This window comes from Arsenophonus endosymbiont of Apis mellifera (assembly GCF_903968575.1).
GTDB lineage: Bacteria > Pseudomonadota > Gammaproteobacteria > Enterobacterales > Enterobacteriaceae > Arsenophonus > Arsenophonus apicola.
The window spans coordinates 271,863-289,547 of the sequence record NZ_CAJCFU010000060.1; the positions used below are offsets into that span (position 1 = coordinate 271,863).

Here is a 17,685-nt window from a genome sequence, read left to right on the forward strand (position 1 = left end):
AAATAAAATAAATTATTTATATAAATTCTAGTATGTACTAATAACATTTTTTGCAGTAAAAATAATAACAATAACGAATTTGTATGTTTAGTGGTGTCAATATTAATAATTTATAAATCAACCTAGCGACAAAAAGTATATTTAACTAGCTATATATTAAACACTAGCCGAAAATCACTCTTGCAATAGAACTAGCACTTACTATTACTGAATGTGACAAAAACAACCTGATAATTACGGTAAAATATCTAGTTATTCTAAAGTAATAATTTGTTAAATAGGGATATAAACCCTTTTAAAAATATAAAATTAAAATAAATTACTCATAACTATCAGATAAGCTTATGCTAGTTAAATAATTAATTAGCCTCTATAATTAATACAAATTCAGCATTATATAATGCCAGGCAGATCAAAATGCTCACCGTCATTAAAGCCAAACTTAATTTTTCCTGTATTACCATATTTATCAGTAACACTAATTGTTGGTGTATCAACAGCATTTACCCACTGTGTTTGCCAACTACCACCACATGTTGGCAGCACAAATTTATACAGATATAGTTCAGGGATCTTTTCATCACCATATTGGCTATCAGAGGTGTAAACCGCTGCTCGATAGGTATAATTGCTATCAACTACAAAATATTGGCCATTTACTGAAATAGGTGTGTGTTTACGAGAAGCTTCACTGTCAACTGAGGAAAAAAACCACATATTGACATGATTATCATTATTTCCCGCCCCTGCCGCGCTCTTATGAATAATAGCACATGCCTTTTGAGAACCATCTCTAATGCAAGAAAAGGCATCTTCCGTCACTTCATTATCATAATCCCATTCAATCGGACCTCTGTTTACACTACTATTGGTTAATTTCCCCCCACTAGAAAAATGCCAGCTATCAAACCCAGTAATTTTGCTGGCTGCTTTTGGTTTTAACTGGACACTACGAAATTCTACTTTTCCATCATTATGCGATTTAAAAATTCGTGCCCAAAAACGTGATGCCCAATTAAAATTATTTTTGAAGACTAAAGGACTGGCAACTAGCTCAGTGTTACTTTTGTCATAAACAATTTCTTCAAGCGCCTCAATATGTCTTTTTTTCGGAACGATATACGGTGAGCCTTCTCTTCCACCTGGTCCATTTTTTGTATTTGTACCATTTTGACTGGTATTAAAATAACCTACTTCTGGAATATAGATTCCGGCTGCGATATCGATACTACTCTCTTTTTTAGACGAGAGATAAAAGATAACCTCCAGTTTTGCTGTATCATTTACAACTTTGCTGTTGCTAAAAGCTATATCAAAGGAGGGTACATTAGTATAACCCTTGCTCTTTTCTGAATACACCCACGGATCGCTAGAATTAGAACTGTTATTCTCCCTATTTAATGGTTCCCCATTTCTAAAATAAACTAAATGTAAGTGTTTAAGTAATTCATCAGAAGGAATAATTAATGGCTGATTATTTTTATCAACAATTTTAACTTTTACTGAAATAGCAATTTGATTGGTATCATTACAAAAAATAATTGCTTTTTCAGCTGTTGCATTCCCTACAAAAGATAAATCAAGGCTATCCAAACGATAGAAATTACCCCATATTACATCTATATTCATATTATTCATCTGTTACCTCATATATTTGAAAGAATATCTAAACGTAATTGATATTGGATAAATATCAGTTGGAATATTATCAAAAAAAATTAAAATCATGTTGTTATTAATAGTTAATTTGTTTAAAAAAAAATTCCAAAACAAAAGTAATTATTAAAAAATTATTTTATTTTTTTATAAATAAAAACAACTCCATTAAACATCAATTAACTATAATAAGTAAAAGAGTTTAAAATAACGTAAAAAACAACTATAATAAGTCAATAATTATATTGATTACTAAGATAAAATTAATTATTATCATGATAATAATTAATTATTTAATTTATAAAACATTTACTTTAAATACCAAAATAAAATAATTTTATTATGATAACAAGAATAAAACTTAAACCTTTACATATATTGTTTAAATAATTAAATTGCTATTTAGAATTAAATTATCAACCCTCTAGAGAAATTTTACCTTTTAGTTAACTAAAAAATTATTTATTCTAGCAAACTGAATATTTTGGTATTAATACAACTGAATGATAAAAGAAATTAACACAGAAATTGATCCGAAATTTACCACTGATTGAAAAACTGACAGTTATTTCATTTAAATAGCTATATTCTATATTAATATTGTAACAGCTAAGCAATAACAAGATGTTAAGATCTCCATTTATAATTGACAAAAATAATCTTTGTAACCTTGTAAGACCTTTTTTAAATACAAAAGCATGAAATAACAAGTGGATAATCATTAAAATGAGGTGTAAGTTAAATAAGTTATGAAGATCAATACAGGAAATTAGGTGTTTTGAATAGCATTTTTTTATCTGTTAATATAAATCTCCTTCGAATACCAGGAACCCTATAAATTGGTGTTTCTTTTATTATTGCTTTTAAGAATATCCAGGATTTAAAGAATTAAGCCAAATATTAGTTTAAATAAATCAAAATGATATGAAGCAGCTTAATAAGATGATAACAAGGATGAAATTAAATAGCATCAATTTAATAAATGATGCCATACTAATCTTTATCAAAACTCTACTGGATTATGGTATTAATTTAACTGTTAATGCTCAACCATATTTTCAAATTAAAATCCGCTAACTGAAAAAGAGATGTAATGCTCCTTATTATTTATTAACGCCCTATTTGATTTCCAATATCTCTACCCAGTTCATCAATAGTAATCTTAATATTTGACACTGGTTCGACATACTCTCTTCTAGACTATTTTGCAGTATCTGCGTTGCAATGAACAAAATCATTCAGCCACCAGTAGTACAAAAACTCTCTTACTCCCTAATAAAATGGATAAAACGTTTCAGAATGATTAGGTATTCGTGGAAAAGGATATTCCCCGATTGATATAAAAGAACGATTATGATGCATCCAAGCTGTCGCACCAAACGCCCCCCCTTGCATAAAAGCGTCATTAACCATGTAGTGTGCTGGGATACTAGCACCGGCAATATTCATGGTTTCATACATTGTCATCGTACCATAATATCCTTGTACCGGCCTCTGTGTTAGCTGTGAAAGGCGCTCAGCCACACTGATACCCTCATTCGTCATATCAGCACTATGACAAACCAGCATTCTAATTTCAGTAAAGTTATAATCCATAATACCGTGCTCAAACAATGCATGATAGAGCCCCTCAGCATTTAAGCCATTGACTCCATCTAGAAATACACGTCCCGGTGTACCATGGGATACAATATTTAATCTACGGACAAAATTATCAGTATCAATTGCCACATAAGAAAGATGAACGCCTTGAGACGGAATATGTGGATTTGGGTTAAAACCATTAAATGCGTGAGATCCAAGAACCCTGGGCGAGTCAATTCTCATCTCTCTAATCTTGGTATATTGCATACCAGATTTCATTGCTGTAGCAGCTTTATTTAACCAATAGAGCGCCACAAAGATCTGGCAAATAACTCAATACCAATAGCGGCACCAATCAATCCCGCAGCAAAAGAGATCCAACCCAAAGTTGAGGAGGCTTCTGGGTGACTGTCCTCCATTGCTCCACTGGCAATCGCGGTAATATCGGATACCACGCCAGCTGCACCAACCAGTAGTGTGGTCGTCGAAGCGGCGCTTATCGCAGCCATCACCCCGCCAGCTGCCGCTATCGCCATTCCGCCAGTAATAACCGTCAAGCCAAAACCAATAATCCCGCCGATGATCCCCACAATACTCTGCCAGCTAAGATGTCCTGATGGGTCGGTGTGATTGATCGGATCGCCCGCGCAATAAGCATAAGCATTGATGCCTCCGGCGCCAAAGGGACTTAACTCATCCGGGCAGGTAAAGCGCATTAACACCGGACTGTACGCGCGATAACCATTACCTAAATGATAAACGCCACTGTACGGGTCTGGCCGTTCACCATTAAAGCCCAATAACCCGTCACTTGACTCACCGCTACCATAGGCTGACCAGTTGTGCCTTTTACCCGCCGGATGGTGACCCCCTTGTGACCACAATACACTGGCGTGACTATCGGTCGCCGTTAGTGTTACCCCGCTGTCATCACTCACCCCTAAGCATTGATGACCTGCCTTAATAAAGCGCCGCGCCTGCCCGCCCGTCACTTCATTCACTAGCTCCTGCCCCTGATAATATAAAGCGCGCGTCGGCTCATCATCGAGCTGTTGGCTGATTAACCGATTAAGTGCATCATAATTATAGTGACTGTTGCCTTGCTGACCGCCGATTTGCACCAACTGCCCTAAAGCGTTATAGCGTAACCGCCGGCCAGCCTCATCTTTTGTCAATCGACCTTCGTTATCATACTCAAGGGTGATTTGCGGCGGATAAGCCGGGTGGCTATGGGTCAAAGCGGTTAACTGGGTCGGGTCCTGGGAGTTAGTATAAAAATAGTGGCTCTCATTACCACTCCCATCCGCTAAGGTGGTGGTGACTTTTTGCAGGTTATTTAGTGCATCATACTGGTAAGTTTGCCCCTTCATCCTTTGACCATAGCCATCTTGCGGTAATTCATTGCCACTTAATTGATAATCAATCAGTCGATTACGGTTATCATAACGATACTGCGCCTGCTGTAATACTTGTTGGTTTTGGCTCACCTGTCGTGAGGCCAGTAATCCGTTGGCTAGCCAGCTTTGGCTTATCGTCAGCACGTCACCGGAGGTCGTCTCTATCTGCCGGCTTATCTCGCGCCCCAAATCATCATAACTTAACCGGGTCGTGACCTGATTATCACCACCGGCACTACGGGTGGTTTGTTGTACCAACCGCTTTAATCCATCGTACGCTAACTCCGTTTCCAGCGTGCTATCGGCTATCTTTATCAGACGACCAAGTTCATCATACTGATAGCGCGTTTGTTGCCCGCTAATATCCATCATCCCAGTCAGTAAACTTAATAAGCTGCGTTGATAGTTGGCCGTGCGCGCCTGACCGGCTTGCTGGAATGTCTCCGCTATCACTTCTCCATCCGCCCGCCGCTGGTAACTAATTGTTTGACCGTTCACCTCGGCCGACAGCATCTCGCCGGTCTGGTTGTCATAACGAAAGGTTTGCTCGATATTGGTCGTGGTGAGTTTTCTGACCACATTACCTAAAGCCGGCAGATAATCAAAACTCACCACCTCACCTGATGGTCTGATAATCCGACTGGGTAACGGCGACACCCCGTCATACTGATATTGGGTTACCCGCCCGCCGCTTTGCCGACGTATTATTCGACCCAGGCTATCAAACTGCTGTTCCCCCAATTGCCAACTGCGCTGTTGGCCTTGGCCATCTAACCCACTCACACTAATACTGGTTATTTGCTCTCCAGTTAAATGCGGCGCATAGGTGCGGCTTAATATCGTGCCATCGGCCAGGGTTTGCGTTAATACCCGCCCATGAATATCATAACTGCGCTGCGTGACCTGACCCAGTTCATCGGTCTCATGGCGTAACCGCCCCAATCCATCCCAGCGATACTGTTTACTGCCCTGCGCGTTGCCACGACTATCATACCAGACCTCCTGTTGCAGTAACTGGCTTCGCCTATCCTGCTGTGACCAGTGTTTACCGCTGCTTAACCCACCGCCGCTACCATAGACCGTTTGACTTAGTTGTACGGGATTATTCTCCTGATGCTGCTGATAACCATCGGAAAAACGCAATGTCCGTTGCAAACCCCAGCCATCATACTCCATCTCACAGGCGATTTTTAAACCCGAACCCTGCGTTAATTGACCCGACATACTCAATAACCAGTCCTGGCCGCTACCATGTTGTTGCTCGCCTAACGCGTTATAACGTTGGCGGGTTATCTCATACCACTGGCCCGATTCATAACGATACTGGCCTATCTGGCGGGCCCGGCCATCAAAACAGCTTTTTACTTGTACACCTTTAGCATCCGTTTCGATAGTCACCGGCCCGCTGGCCTCCAGACTATAGCTCCAACGAGTGTGGCTTGCATAACCGGTGCCGGCGGCATGCGTCTTCAGCAGAATGCGCCCCAAATCATCATAATGGTAAGCGATGGTAATTCCCTGGATATCCGTTTCCTGCAATAGTTGACCATTATCCACTTGCTGTACCCGGGTCATGTTACTGGTTAATCCATCATGACCGGTAGAAAATACCGTCTGCACCAACTGCTCACCGGAGACCTGGCTGCTAAAACGCTGCTGACTGCAATAAGGAGTACCGTCCTGATAGCGCGTTTCCGTTATCAATGTGATCCGTCCCAGCTCACTCCCACTGGTTTGGTAGTCCGTTTCGCGCATCACCAACAACTGCTGGTCACCATATTGCGCTTCACTGGCCTGCACAACACCACGATTATTACCCAATACTTTATAGGTATACTGCGTTTTCATCGCGGGTGTATCAGGATAATCACTCGGCCGCGGCGTGATCACTTTTTGTTTGATAAATCGCACAAAACCATTTGGCTCTGCCGGGCACGCACTGCCTTCTCCCTCAGCCGGATAATAAATCGTCTCAGTCACCGTACCATCTGGCCCCTCCTGTCGGGTTGGGTTACCATACTCATCAAATTCAGTCAGGGTGATTTCCTGACGAGTCGCACCGCTGTTATCAATATAATATTGCGTCGTTTTGCGCGGCAATAAAAACTGTGCCGGCTGACCCTCAATAAACACCCCCGGTTGCGCATAATACTCACTCTCACTGCGTTGGATGAGCCCATCACGCCACACTTCTTCTTCAATTTGTAAATGATAATTATTGTAGGTGCGCTTCACCGTCACCACTTGCTCTTCATGGCGAGTCGTGGCAATTGAATCATAGGTATAATTGGTTAACGTGTTATATAAATAGTCACTGTCTGCCGCCCAGTCACCAAAGTTACCATTAAAACCCAGGAAGTTTTGCGTACTGTAACGATATTCCGTCTCACTCACCGCTTGACCACCGCCCGGTAGGTGACGATGGCGTAATACTACCGGTAAGTAGTCCGTCCTGCCCGATGCGGTGGGAAAACGTAATCCTTCGGTACCATGGTAAGTTACCTCATCGCGCATCCCAGTCGGATAATCCACCGCCGACAATAGGCGATATTCTTGCCGCTGGCCCGCCTGACTATAATACATCTGCCAGCTTAAAGCCGGCCCGCTCTGACTGCGGCGCATCACATTATCTAACCAGCGACTATTGGTGAGCACAAAATCCAGTTGATAACGCGCCGTCGTCTGTGGCCAAACCGTCACACTCGCACCGTTATCGCGATAATCTATCGTGCATAACTCACCATACGCATCCTGAATACGCCTTAATAAAGGCACCTGACCATTAAAATCCCACTTCAACGTTACTGCATGACCTAAGGGCGAAACTATCTGGCTAACAACAAAGAAGCCACGTCCCACTAAGGTTAGGTACTCTATTTTGCCTTCCTTCCAAATCACCTGATAACCTTGACTATCATCATGGCCATTGGTAAACACAAAGCGAACATTTTTTAGTTTTTGATGACGAACAACATCACTGCCCGCCGCTATGCGATATTTTTCCCCACTACTTAGCGACAACAGCTGGCTGCGATTATCATATTGGGTTAAGCCTAAGGAAAACCCTTGACCAAATCCCCAGTTATCGCTCGCCAGTGCCGAATAACTTAATGACAAAGATAACTCAGGACCCAGTAACCGATTGGCCGTAAACTGGGCGAGGGGGAAATTGACTTGAAACTGTCCGGTGCGCGGATCAACACCCGTTTGCATGGCACTGACAAAATTGCCAGACTGACTGGTAAATTGGTTATTCATGTTTTGCTCTTTAGTTTGTTAAAGGATTAATGTGATGCTCAAATAAAATTCTGTTATTTCGCGATGCAACTAATATTTATTTTGCTTTGTAAACTAATATCCGCGTTTTACTTTGTATTTTGCGATTTTTGCCAGAATAGCGCTGTTTTAATCAAGTAACGGAGAGAAAGATTATTAAATTTGATGAATTTTATTAATCCAGAAATGACATAATAAAAGTAATTAATTATAAAATAATGACGTTACCAAATAGAATATATAGAAAAGAGATGAAAAATTATTCACAACGATAGATAAACCTTAATATTGTTTTATATTTTATTCTTTACGTATCATGTCGATGCCATACTTTCGCTTTTTATTGGCTCGCTACCAAATAATTTCATTTTTATTTTCTATGACAACCTTAATGAAATATCTCTAATAAAAAATTTTGCATAATTAAAACATCATACTAATTTTATAAAAGATTATAGTTATCTTTATCAAAAATTATAATGAGGAAATATAATGAACAAATTTTTCGAAACACTTTTTATTCTATTTATTCTGACAGCCAATTGTTTATCCTACGCAAGTGATAAAGTTGAAGGACAAAGAAAACCACCAAATGTTTCTGCAATAAATACAAAAATTGAATGTCCATTAGATAAACCTAATGGTAATTGCTGCCCAACCAATGCTAGTAGCGGAGTTGTATGTGATCCTGTAACTGGCACTTGGAGTCCTAAAGAGTAAAAAAATAAAGCTCCACGTGTTTAGAGTGGAGCTTTGGATTAGCCATTTTATCTTTAGATGAATATTAACTCATCCAACAAAACAATAGATAGCTTTATCACACAGACAATTGTCTTTTTTAATAACAAAACCAGCTCGTTGACTGTATTAGTTGGTCACTGTTACCTAACGGCAACTTATATTAAGCCCCAGCAGGTTTAAAATATATGGATAAAAAAGGTATAAAGAGTAGAACCTAGGTTAAGTGATAAAAAAATTATGTTGCCGAATATTTGGTTGTGATAAACAGCGTGAATTAGTAAAGTGAAATCCTGATAAAGAAGTTAGACAATTTTAAAAAACAAGCCAGAGATCGATATATTACTGATAAAAAATAGCAGGCACTTTATCAATCTTCAGCAGTTAGTTTACCCTGCCATTACAATTTGAATACGTTTTTTGAATATGAAGTTTCAAAGGCTATTTTTTGATTTTTTTGTAACCAAGTCTGCTAGCGGCTTTTATGCCATTAAAATTGATTAACCATATACGACAAAATGCTTCTTGTTCTTCTGTGAGCGCCATTTTCATTTCCTTATAAAAAAACCATTCATATGTGATGTTGTTAATCTGATGTAAATTAAGAGTTTTTGTTTAATTAATAGCAATGGAAACAATTTTGCTCAACTTCAAACGTCAATTGGGAGGATCTTGCCTCACCCAGATCGGTGACATAATATTTGTCCTTTATTTTATCCCATTGTCACCCAATGTAGCTGCGCCATTTAAAGCTAACCATTTGATGTAATTAATATATAGTGAATATTTATTACCTTAACCACTTTTTGTTGCAAAGTTGTTAATATCGTCTATTGTTTAATAGCTTTTTCATCAATAACAAGGACAACTTATGAAAACCTTTTTTAAACTAATGACTATTTTATCTGTTTTTGCATTCAGCACGCTACCGGCTACGGCGCATGTTGATAATCAAACAGCGAATACAGAAGAAGCCAGTAATGATAAAGACACTCATCAAGAAGCTAGCAAAACGCAAGCATCTAATTCACAATATCAGCCTGCAGATGAAATTAATATAGCGCCATGAGCACACATGATGTTATCATAGAAATCATAGTGTTAGATAAAAAATAACCTTTCTTAAATTTTTTAGGATAAAATTATGAAAGCATTATTTAATTTATTTATCGTTATTGCAATTTTAACATTTAATAATCATTCGCTAGCTGGTACAAATTCCGAAGCAACAGGAGCACATCCAGTCAGTACCGGGAGCCCAACAACCCCGCTTTGCTGGATAAATAATAATGGTGATCTCTGTTATTATCTCGCAACAGGCGCTACCCATTGCGAACCCGCACCTAATAAAGAAGCATGCCAGCACAAATGAAATAGTTTATATTTTAAATAGATTGTTAAATGAGATATCAATAAACCTACTTAATTGTAGGTTTATTTTTGGTTACAAAATTATCTATAGCTGTTCATAAGCAAAAAATAATTTTTAGATAATGTATTTGTTTTTATCAATAAACCTCTTTGTTTTTTTCTAACTGCCAAAAAAGGTCCTGAGGTTCAATTCACAGCTTAATATAGCGATAATTTTCTTCAGCGTCAGACACCTGTTTAGCAGTTCTTGCGTTATCCGTGCTAAGGGTGATGCCAATAATACTATCGGACTTTGCACACACCGCTTTGATGAGCAACTGCTTTATGCCATTTTGCAAATCGTCAATCAACTTGGCTTTCATATAATTAAGTTGCGAGTTCCGTTGCGTATCAAGTTGAAGCTGTAATTTTACTTCTTTTAAATAACTGTTTTTGAGTTCTGTCTGCTTATTAATTGATCCCTGATCTATTATAGTTAATCCTTAAATTAGACATAATGGTTATATAAAATCATGATCAGGAAAGCGAAAAGATAAGTTATCGCCCGGAAGTGTGTTTCAGCCATGGGCATATTCAACCCTTCAGGCGTGTGTCCATGTTTAAATGTGAAAAGTTAAAGTTACTGATTAATATTTAAGTTAAGATTTCAACTCAGCGTAATATAAATTAATTGGAGTAATAGCTGATTAATGTCAAAAAAAATAATAGCAAAAATATTTTTTTAAGTAAAAGTTGCCGCACTTGAAAATATTGTTCTCAGCATTTTTGTTATTCCTAGATGGAACACAAAAAATACAGCCATTTAAAGTGATTAGACATCTTAATAAGGCACCTAAAATTGCTATAAAAAAATTATCGAGATGGTAAATTATCCTACTTAATATATTGAGTGAAAGAACGAACGGGATAGTTTCCTTACACGGGGTAAAGTTAAAGTATTTTGAATAATTGCTTTTAATAACATAGCACACAAGTATTCCTTCTCAATGCGCAGTCTTACCAGATCACAAACCCTCTTTTCTTATTCTTTAATATGTTTCCCATTCAAATAATATAAAACATTCATTTAGTTTTATAATTGTTAAAATCCAATATGCAAATAATTATTTTTTTCATATAAAATTTAACATTTAAAATCACAAACTCATTCTTCTCAGTTATCAAACCAAGGGGATATTCATTATGCATAAAATTAATCCTGCCTGCCATTATCCTGCTACTATCTTAAATGATAATGCAGCTATAAAAACTAATATTGATGAGATGTTAGCTAAACAATATTCAGACTTAAATATGCAATCTATCAACCCATCACTAATGAGAGTTGAACATGATAAACTGGCAACAAATAACGAACGATTACATGCAGCTGCCGAAATAAAATCTCTATTTATTCCTGGTGCCGGAAGATATGACCCTGATAAAGCCCTAAATCAAAAGCAGCAAAAAAATGCGAACAGGCTCTATCCAATATCATGGAGTTTGCCTATGACAAAAGTTCAACATTCAGACGATTATTCAATTATGGTTATGACCAAATCCTCCATGAAGGTGGATGGATATTAGCCGCAGATGAGGAGTTTGGTACTACTATCACAGCCGAACAGATAGCCGCTGCTGATGGTAAAAAAATTATTTCCTTAAATATGGATCCTCTCGAAAAGCCAGATCCTTATGATACATACCAAATAGAAGATGGCAGTCGCGTGCCTTTTAGCTTGCTTCGTTCATTTATGCATGAAATTGTGCATGCTTTAACAATGCTGCCTGATAAAGATAATGAACATGACAGAGGGCCTATTGTTGAATACACAAATATCATACTTAAAGAAATGGGTGATAACCAACCAGCAAGATTTAAGTATTGATGGACGCTAGTTATCATGATAAATACCTCTTTACAATAAAGACATCTGCGTTACTAATCTTCATAAAATAACGACATGCATACCAAAGTATGCAGAATAAAAATATTAATATCAGCTAAATGTCTCACTTATCCAACCGTGAGACTTTAAACCACCTATCTGTTTCTATTGCATTAAGTAGTCATTAATTAACATGCTATTTTTTAATAATGGCTGCACGCGATATCATCGTTGACCATTAAAAAACTAAATGGCAGTGGGCAAATAAATGATTTTAATATATGGCGGCGGCTAAAATATAGGCGTTACTTGAGCTTTGTTGCCTAAATATAAAAATGACCCTGCTTGTGTTTCTGGATTAATGCCACCAGCAGCAACCTGACTGTAACCATCGCCAAATTCGACTTTTTGATCCGATGTGAAAATTCTCCCGCCGGTTGATGTTGAATTTGTGTTTGCCATTTAAATTGTTCAATCGCGCCATATCAGTACCTGTAAAAGAAAAACCCGCACGAGGCGGGTTTTAGCAAAATTATTTAATTTCAAACAACAGCTTATTTTTTTGAATGAATCTTTATCATTCTATCGGTGATTTTTATCCCGAGCCATGCCTATTTTATCTGCGCGGCTGAAAAATAGTCTAGTTTCTCAAAACATTTCTTTAAACCAGGAAAACCAACAAAAAAACAGATAAAACAATTAAATAACAAAATCTTAGTTCATCGCGTTATATGACCCGTAGCTGACTTGTGAGCTATTGATTTTTTCGTTTTAGCACTTGCTATTACCCATATCACAATTTCTTCTATCACCTAGTAGGCTATAATGTAGTCCGATAAACGTAGTTTTATTTTAAAGCATCCTGCTAATTCACCATGCAATCTTGCTGATTCGATATAGAGATTATCTTGTAAATTTTTAACTTCTTTTAAACTGCTCACGAATATTTTTATCCAGCTTTTACCCTTTTTTTTAATGCGCGTTGATTGAATTCTATACTAAATTTCATCAAGGTTTAGCCGGACGCGTTTAGCTGGGTTCTTTAGTCGTTCACGTATAATTTCTAGAATGTCATTGTCTTCAACGCTGTTCTAACGGAGTTAAACAGCCACGCCAAACAATTTATCAATAATATTATTACTTTAACTGACAAACACAAACAATTTTTATTTTTTTAACATTTTGTTTTCAATATAATTAATTTTTTAAACGTAAATATAGGATCCCTAATGCCAGCAATAACTCACTCTCCTTACTCTACGACATGGATGACATCAATATTAGATTTTTCCCAGAATGATAAAAAAAAATCTCGAAAATATCTTGAATAAAGTTCCAGCGAATAACAACGTAAATCCACAAGAGCAAATACATAACCAACAAGAAAAACCAATAACTATATTGTCAAATAAAAATGAAGCTCAGCACAAAAATGACACCCTCAATTTAATTAACCAATTTATTAACCCACCACTATCAATAGCTATTGAAGAATTTGATAAGCTTGCCCATGATGAACAAAATCGACTGTTGCGTTCGCTGTTAATTAAAGAAAAGATAATTAATCAAGAGGATAAGGCGATACCGACCCGGGAGCTTGCTAACGGCATTATTGATTATCTTAACCGTTATGATTATAGCAAAGATAAGATAGCGGAGCTCGCCAGGTTACTGTTAAAGCCTTTAGGAGAATATGGCGCTAGTAAAGGTGAAACTGCACCTTATGCACGTCAGCAGGCAGCTATTACCAACTGGCTGCAATACGCAATTTTTGGTATGCCTATTGATAACTGGCTGCTAGCACAGATAAAAAAATATCAACCACAGCAGAATGCCTTTATTCAAGCGGCCACCATCACCGATAAATTGCAACAAATGATAATGGGAGGTATTCCATCAGATAGCTGGCGTTTAATGCAGACAGAACAGATTAAATCATCCGAGAATTTTTTGTTACGCCATCAAGATCTGAAAAATGATCACCACAATCATATCGAATTAACTTTGCCCTATGCAGAAATTCGTGATTATTATCAACAACGGATTTTAAATCGCATTCTGCCAACACTGACATTGCAACCAAAAACCCCAGATGAAAGGCAACGGCTGCAAAAGATGGTGTTAAATGAACCCGAATGGGGCTACTTACATGCAGGTGCCGGATTACTGAGTGAAAGTGGTGCGGATTTAAATAACATGAGTCTGGATGAAATTATCGATATCGGTATGTGGCTTGAAACCTCAATATCTAAGGAAACCGTACCGGCTACCTATGTTCACTATTTCAAATTACCGGCCATGATCCATGATGTATTAACAAATGCTGATCAAGCGAGAGTGGCTGAGAGTGATAAAAAAGCGATGGCCTCAGTTTATCACGCTTATTTTGACCATTTAACCCAGCACCATAACAATAATAATCCATTTATCCAACTCAGTAATTTATCACAAAATTGGCATAGCCGGCCAGCTCTGGCCCGCCAGCAACTAAAAGAAAATGATATTGATGAAAGTTGGTTAAATAACTATCTGTATAAAAATAGTGCGGTGGAATATCAAAACAGACAAGGTCAGACGGTATTATTACCCAATATCGACACTATTTTTAACCAACAGAATCAAAAAATTGCCGATTTTGCACAACAAACAGAACTGGCATTATTACCTCAGGTTTTTAACTCGCTTACAGAAGCAGAACAGCAATTTATTGAAAGTGCAAAAATTGAACTGGTAAAAGCCGAATTTAATGCCCTCGGCAGTATTCGAGGCGTTTCATTGTCGCCATCATCCAGGGATGGGATAATGGCTTCGGGTGTATTTATTACACCCGTTCCCGATTCGATTGATATGCTTAAATGTACCTTTAACGGCGAAGAACGGATCTATGCATTACAAAAACAACCGAATACAAAAATAGGACGCTATAAACTCTCTCGGGTCGATAATAATAAAAATGACATCCTCGACCTGTTTCCTCATGAGCCGGAAATTCGCACTGACAATGAGTATCAATTAAAGTTTCATTCCGCATCTTTGCTAAAAAAAACCGCTGAAAAACCGCAAGTTTTAATTGACCAACTAGCGACATTACATCGCGACAAATTAGTTAATAAACTCCAACAAGAAGGTTATCAGGAAACCGCCCGCCAAAGAGGCGATGCTTTTTTCTTGAGTCTTATTCCTTTCTACACGGTAATTACTGAAGCTCAACAAGGGAATACTGACAAAGCTGTTCAAGCAGGGCTATGGGATATGGCCGGTTTTTTGTCTTTTATTGGCTTAACGGTATATATTGGCGGACGATTTAGTATAGCCACGGGAGAAGCTGCCCTTAACGGACTGCAAACCGCATTAAAGCAGGCTACATTCCGCCAGGCATTAAGCGAAGGAGGCAAACAATTAGTCAAATCTGGCATTCCTCATGTAGCAAATATCCTGCCTCCCAATGTGGTAGCTAAATTAGGCACCGCTTTTCTGCGCAGCGTCGATCCGGGATTTGAATTGCTGACATCCGGCGGAATAAAAGGGATTAATGCGTTAAAAAAAGCTGCGAGTCAGTCAAAAATAGAAATCAGTGGATTAAATAAACTAATAAAAGCACTCGAAAAAAAGGCCTCTGATTTTCCGGCTGCGCCAATTGAGAAAATTAATATAGAAACCGCTTATCGACCTGATCTGGCAAAAGAGGTTTCGGTTATTAACATCGGTCATGAACGGGGCAATGCGATTTATGTACAGGTAAATCCGGCAACTGGCGAGCCATTTGGCCGAAAATATCTGCGGGATGCCGCCGGTAATCTTGAGTTAGCGCCAGTTCCAATCGGTGAGCGTCTTTATCATCTCAGAACTCAGGGGTTGGGCGGACTGGGATATAAAATGGCTGAGAGAGTTTGGGGAGAGCAAGACCAAATGGGAGATTCATTAACGAGGATCTCCCTTTATAGGCTAAAAAATTTATTAACACAACAAGGACAAAATATTAATTTAATGAGGAAGAACTTAAGTAAGATAAATTTCACTAAACTTAACAAGAGAAAAATCATTTTTTCTGACGCTATGCTAACACAAAGTAACCTATCTGAATCAAACTTAAGTAATTTTAACTTGAATAGGGCTAACTTGAGTGAAGCTAATCTAGATAAAGCTAATCTCACTGAAGCTAATTTATATGAAGCAAAGATAATAAATGCTACTTTAGTGAATACTTGTTTATTTCAGACTAATTTAAGTTTGGCTAACCTGAAAAATAGCGTTCTGAAGCAGGCTAATCTGGCTGAAGCTAACCTAGAATTAGCTAATTTAACTAATGCTAATCTAATTGAAGCAAATTTAAATCATGCTAATTTAAGCGCAGTAACTATTCGTGGTGCTAATTTCACTGGCGCCAATCTGGACAACACAATTGATACTTTCTCTCTTAATCTCCCATTTAACAATTATTTCAATTCTAGAGTTCATATGAATTATATGGATATACTAGATCTTGAGCTTAATCATTTTAATAATAGTGGAAAAAGTGTTCTAACCGCTATTGATAGTATCGATAATCAATATAGTGCGCTAAAAACCAAATTGGCACTGCAATTAATTCAAGAAATTGATAATAGTACTTTTAATCTTGCTTCTGTCACATTACCGTTGTTAGATACTTTAGGAAAAATGCCCTTCATAAAAAATTCAGAAATTAATCAGTTTGTTAACAAACTAATTGATAAATATCTAGAAAACAATACATCACATCTACTCAGTAAATTGAAAACGCATCCGACAATAATTGATACTTTTATCAATTATTTTAACCAACACCCTCGGTTGATGGTTTCCGACGAATTGAATAGTGCCTTTATTCAAACCATACTAGCAGCCAGAATAAAAGGAACTGAGGGAATGAAAACTGCAGCGCAGCAGTTGTATAAAAAGTATCTGGATTTGCCCGCTATTCAGCAACAACTACAACATGCAGAAATTGAGGGCATTTTTGGTGACTATGCCGGCCATGCGGACTGGGCAGATAATCAAGCGGCAAATTATCTACTATTGTCTCCAACAAAACCCGGTAGAGTGTTAGTAATTACTGAAAATGATCTCAATCAAATGTTGCATCCTGAACTGGAAACAAAATGGAATAATATTTTTCTTTTTCAGGATGGCAAGAATTTAAGTCCAGCAGAATATAGTTTGCAACAGTGTTACAATCAAGAATTTCCCCTATTCTCTAATCCATTCTCGCATATTCATTATAAAACAGCATTTGATAAATTAATTACGACATTAAATTTAAGTGACCAACTTAAACCGTTATTCTTGGATGCCATTAAATCCAATGTATTTGCTACAAAACTGACAGATAATGCTAGTCAAAAAGCACTTAGCCAAACCTTTTCTCGTGTGCTTGATTTTGAACGGGGTTACACATTGAAAAATGAAAATTATGACCAGATTATTAATATCTACGAACTAACATCAAGTTCAAATAGAGAAAAAGCGGAACATCTCTTCTCGCTATCGGCGGTTTTTACTCGTTATTCCTCCAGTGCAATCTTTGGTACCGAATGGGATTCTCCTACGATGCTGCGATATTATGCTTATGCTTTACTAGAAAAAGCGCATAAACTTGATCCCAGCTTAATCGGTCAACATACATTTAATGATTGGGAAAATCGATTACTTGGTAAAAATGGCGCCTTCACTTGTAGCGCTCTGCTGGCTGATCAGATGATTGTTTATGCTAACGAGCACTGCAAGCCCATATTACAAAAAATTATCCCACCAGCTTGGCGATAAACGCTTCAAAT

At 37.6% G+C, this 17,685-nt stretch carries 12 protein-coding genes; 6 read left to right on the plus strand and 6 right to left on the minus strand.

Annotated elements, in window-relative coordinates:
* Positions 1 to 393: 393 nt before the first annotated feature.
* From H1X92_RS10240 to H1X92_RS10250, 3 genes are all read right to left on the minus strand, one after another.
* Positions 394 to 1,638: a hypothetical protein gene (locus H1X92_RS10240; protein ID WP_180560039.1), complete on the minus strand. Its 1,245-nt coding sequence runs from the start codon at positions 1,636 to 1,638 to the stop codon at positions 394 to 396.
* 1,290 nt (positions 1,639 to 2,928) lie between these two features.
* The gene (locus H1X92_RS10245; RefSeq protein ID WP_180560040.1) at positions 2,929 to 3,507 is read right to left on the minus strand and encodes a hypothetical protein; all 579 of its coding nucleotides are present in this window, start codon (positions 3,505 to 3,507) and stop codon (positions 2,929 to 2,931) included.
* Positions 3,508 to 3,536: 29 nt separating this feature from the next.
* Positions 3,537 to 7,895, minus strand: coding sequence for an RHS repeat-associated core domain-containing protein (locus H1X92_RS10250; RefSeq protein ID WP_180560041.1), 4,359 nt, complete (start codon positions 7,893 to 7,895; stop codon positions 3,537 to 3,539).
* Positions 7,896 to 8,405: 510 nt separating this feature from the next.
* Between H1X92_RS10250 and H1X92_RS10255 the strand changes: the two genes are divergently transcribed.
* Positions 8,406 to 8,633 (plus strand): hypothetical protein, encoded by a 228-nt coding sequence (locus H1X92_RS10255; RefSeq protein ID WP_180560042.1) that lies wholly within the window; start codon positions 8,406 to 8,408, stop codon positions 8,631 to 8,633.
* Between the two features lie 459 nt (positions 8,634 to 9,092).
* On the opposite strand, the gene H1X92_RS15900 is transcribed toward H1X92_RS10255, so the two are convergent.
* Complete coding sequence (locus tag H1X92_RS15900) at positions 9,093 to 9,197, minus strand: terminase small subunit (protein ID WP_225507378.1); 105 nt, start codon at positions 9,195 to 9,197, stop codon at positions 9,093 to 9,095.
* Between the two features lie 325 nt (positions 9,198 to 9,522).
* Here H1X92_RS15900 and H1X92_RS10260 point away from each other — a divergent pair, with 325 nt between their 5' ends.
* Both H1X92_RS10260 and H1X92_RS10265 read left to right on the plus strand, forming a co-directional pair.
* Positions 9,523 to 9,720, plus strand: coding sequence for a hypothetical protein (locus H1X92_RS10260; protein ID WP_180560043.1), 198 nt, complete (start codon positions 9,523 to 9,525; stop codon positions 9,718 to 9,720).
* 75 nt (positions 9,721 to 9,795) lie between these two features.
* Positions 9,796 to 10,023, plus strand: coding sequence for a hypothetical protein (locus H1X92_RS10265; protein ID WP_180560044.1), 228 nt, complete (start codon positions 9,796 to 9,798; stop codon positions 10,021 to 10,023).
* Positions 10,024 to 10,213: 190 nt separating this feature from the next.
* Here H1X92_RS10265 and H1X92_RS10270 read toward each other — a convergent pair whose 3' ends face one another.
* Complete coding sequence (locus H1X92_RS10270; protein WP_180560045.1) at positions 10,214 to 10,384, minus strand: hypothetical protein; 171 nt, start codon at positions 10,382 to 10,384, stop codon at positions 10,214 to 10,216.
* A gap of 820 nt (positions 10,385 to 11,204) precedes the next feature.
* On the opposite strand from H1X92_RS10270, the gene H1X92_RS10275 reads away from it, so the two are divergent.
* Positions 11,205 to 11,588, plus strand: coding sequence for a hypothetical protein (locus H1X92_RS10275; RefSeq protein WP_180560046.1), 384 nt, complete (start codon positions 11,205 to 11,207; stop codon positions 11,586 to 11,588).
* A complete protein-coding gene (locus tag H1X92_RS10280) occupies positions 11,498 to 11,890 on the plus strand; it encodes a PipA/GogA/GtgA family type III secretion system effector (protein ID WP_180560047.1) in 393 nt (130 codons plus the stop codon). Before H1X92_RS10275 ends, H1X92_RS10280 begins: the two co-directional genes overlap by 91 nt.
* A gap of 291 nt (positions 11,891 to 12,181) precedes the next feature.
* Here the strand turns inward: H1X92_RS10280 and H1X92_RS10285 are convergent, their stop codons facing one another.
* Entirely contained in the window at positions 12,182 to 12,352 is a 171-nt protein-coding gene (locus H1X92_RS10285) for a phage tail protein (protein ID WP_225507376.1), read from the minus strand.
* Between the two features lie 834 nt (positions 12,353 to 13,186).
* On the opposite strand from H1X92_RS10285, the gene H1X92_RS10290 reads away from it, so the two are divergent.
* Positions 13,187 to 17,674 (plus strand): pentapeptide repeat-containing protein, encoded by a 4,488-nt coding sequence (locus tag H1X92_RS10290; RefSeq protein WP_233458152.1) that lies wholly within the window; start codon positions 13,187 to 13,189, stop codon positions 17,672 to 17,674.
* The last annotated feature ends 11 nt before the right edge of the window (positions 17,675 to 17,685 follow it).

Excerpts from the sequence above, each read along its gene's own strand:
- H1X92_RS10240 (WP_180560039.1), bottom strand. The coding sequence starts at position 1,638 with ATGAATAATATGAATATAGATGTAATATGGGGTAATTTCTATCGTTTG.
- H1X92_RS10245 (WP_180560040.1), bottom strand. The coding sequence starts at position 3,507 with ATGCAATATACCAAGATTAGAGAGATGAGAATTGACTCGCCCAGGGTT.
- H1X92_RS10250 (WP_180560041.1), bottom strand. The coding sequence starts at position 7,895 with ATGAATAACCAATTTACCAGTCAGTCTGGCAATTTTGTCAGTGCCATG.
- H1X92_RS10255 (WP_180560042.1), top strand. The coding sequence starts at position 8,406 with ATGAACAAATTTTTCGAAACACTTTTTATTCTATTTATTCTGACAGCC.
- H1X92_RS15900 (WP_225507378.1), bottom strand. The coding sequence starts at position 9,197 with ATGGCGCTCACAGAAGAACAAGAAGCATTTTGTCGTATATGGTTAATC.
- H1X92_RS10260 (WP_180560043.1), top strand. The coding sequence starts at position 9,523 with ATGAAAACCTTTTTTAAACTAATGACTATTTTATCTGTTTTTGCATTC.
- H1X92_RS10265 (WP_180560044.1), top strand. The coding sequence starts at position 9,796 with ATGAAAGCATTATTTAATTTATTTATCGTTATTGCAATTTTAACATTT.
- H1X92_RS10270 (WP_180560045.1), bottom strand. The coding sequence starts at position 10,384 with ATGAAAGCCAAGTTGATTGACGATTTGCAAAATGGCATAAAGCAGTTG.
- H1X92_RS10275 (WP_180560046.1), top strand. The coding sequence starts at position 11,205 with ATGCATAAAATTAATCCTGCCTGCCATTATCCTGCTACTATCTTAAAT.
- H1X92_RS10280 (WP_180560047.1), top strand. The coding sequence starts at position 11,498 with ATGGAGTTTGCCTATGACAAAAGTTCAACATTCAGACGATTATTCAAT.
- H1X92_RS10285 (WP_225507376.1), bottom strand. The coding sequence starts at position 12,352 with ATGGCAAACACAAATTCAACATCAACCGGCGGGAGAATTTTCACATCG.
- H1X92_RS10290 (WP_233458152.1), top strand. The coding sequence starts at position 13,187 with ATGATAAAAAAAAATCTCGAAAATATCTTGAATAAAGTTCCAGCGAAT.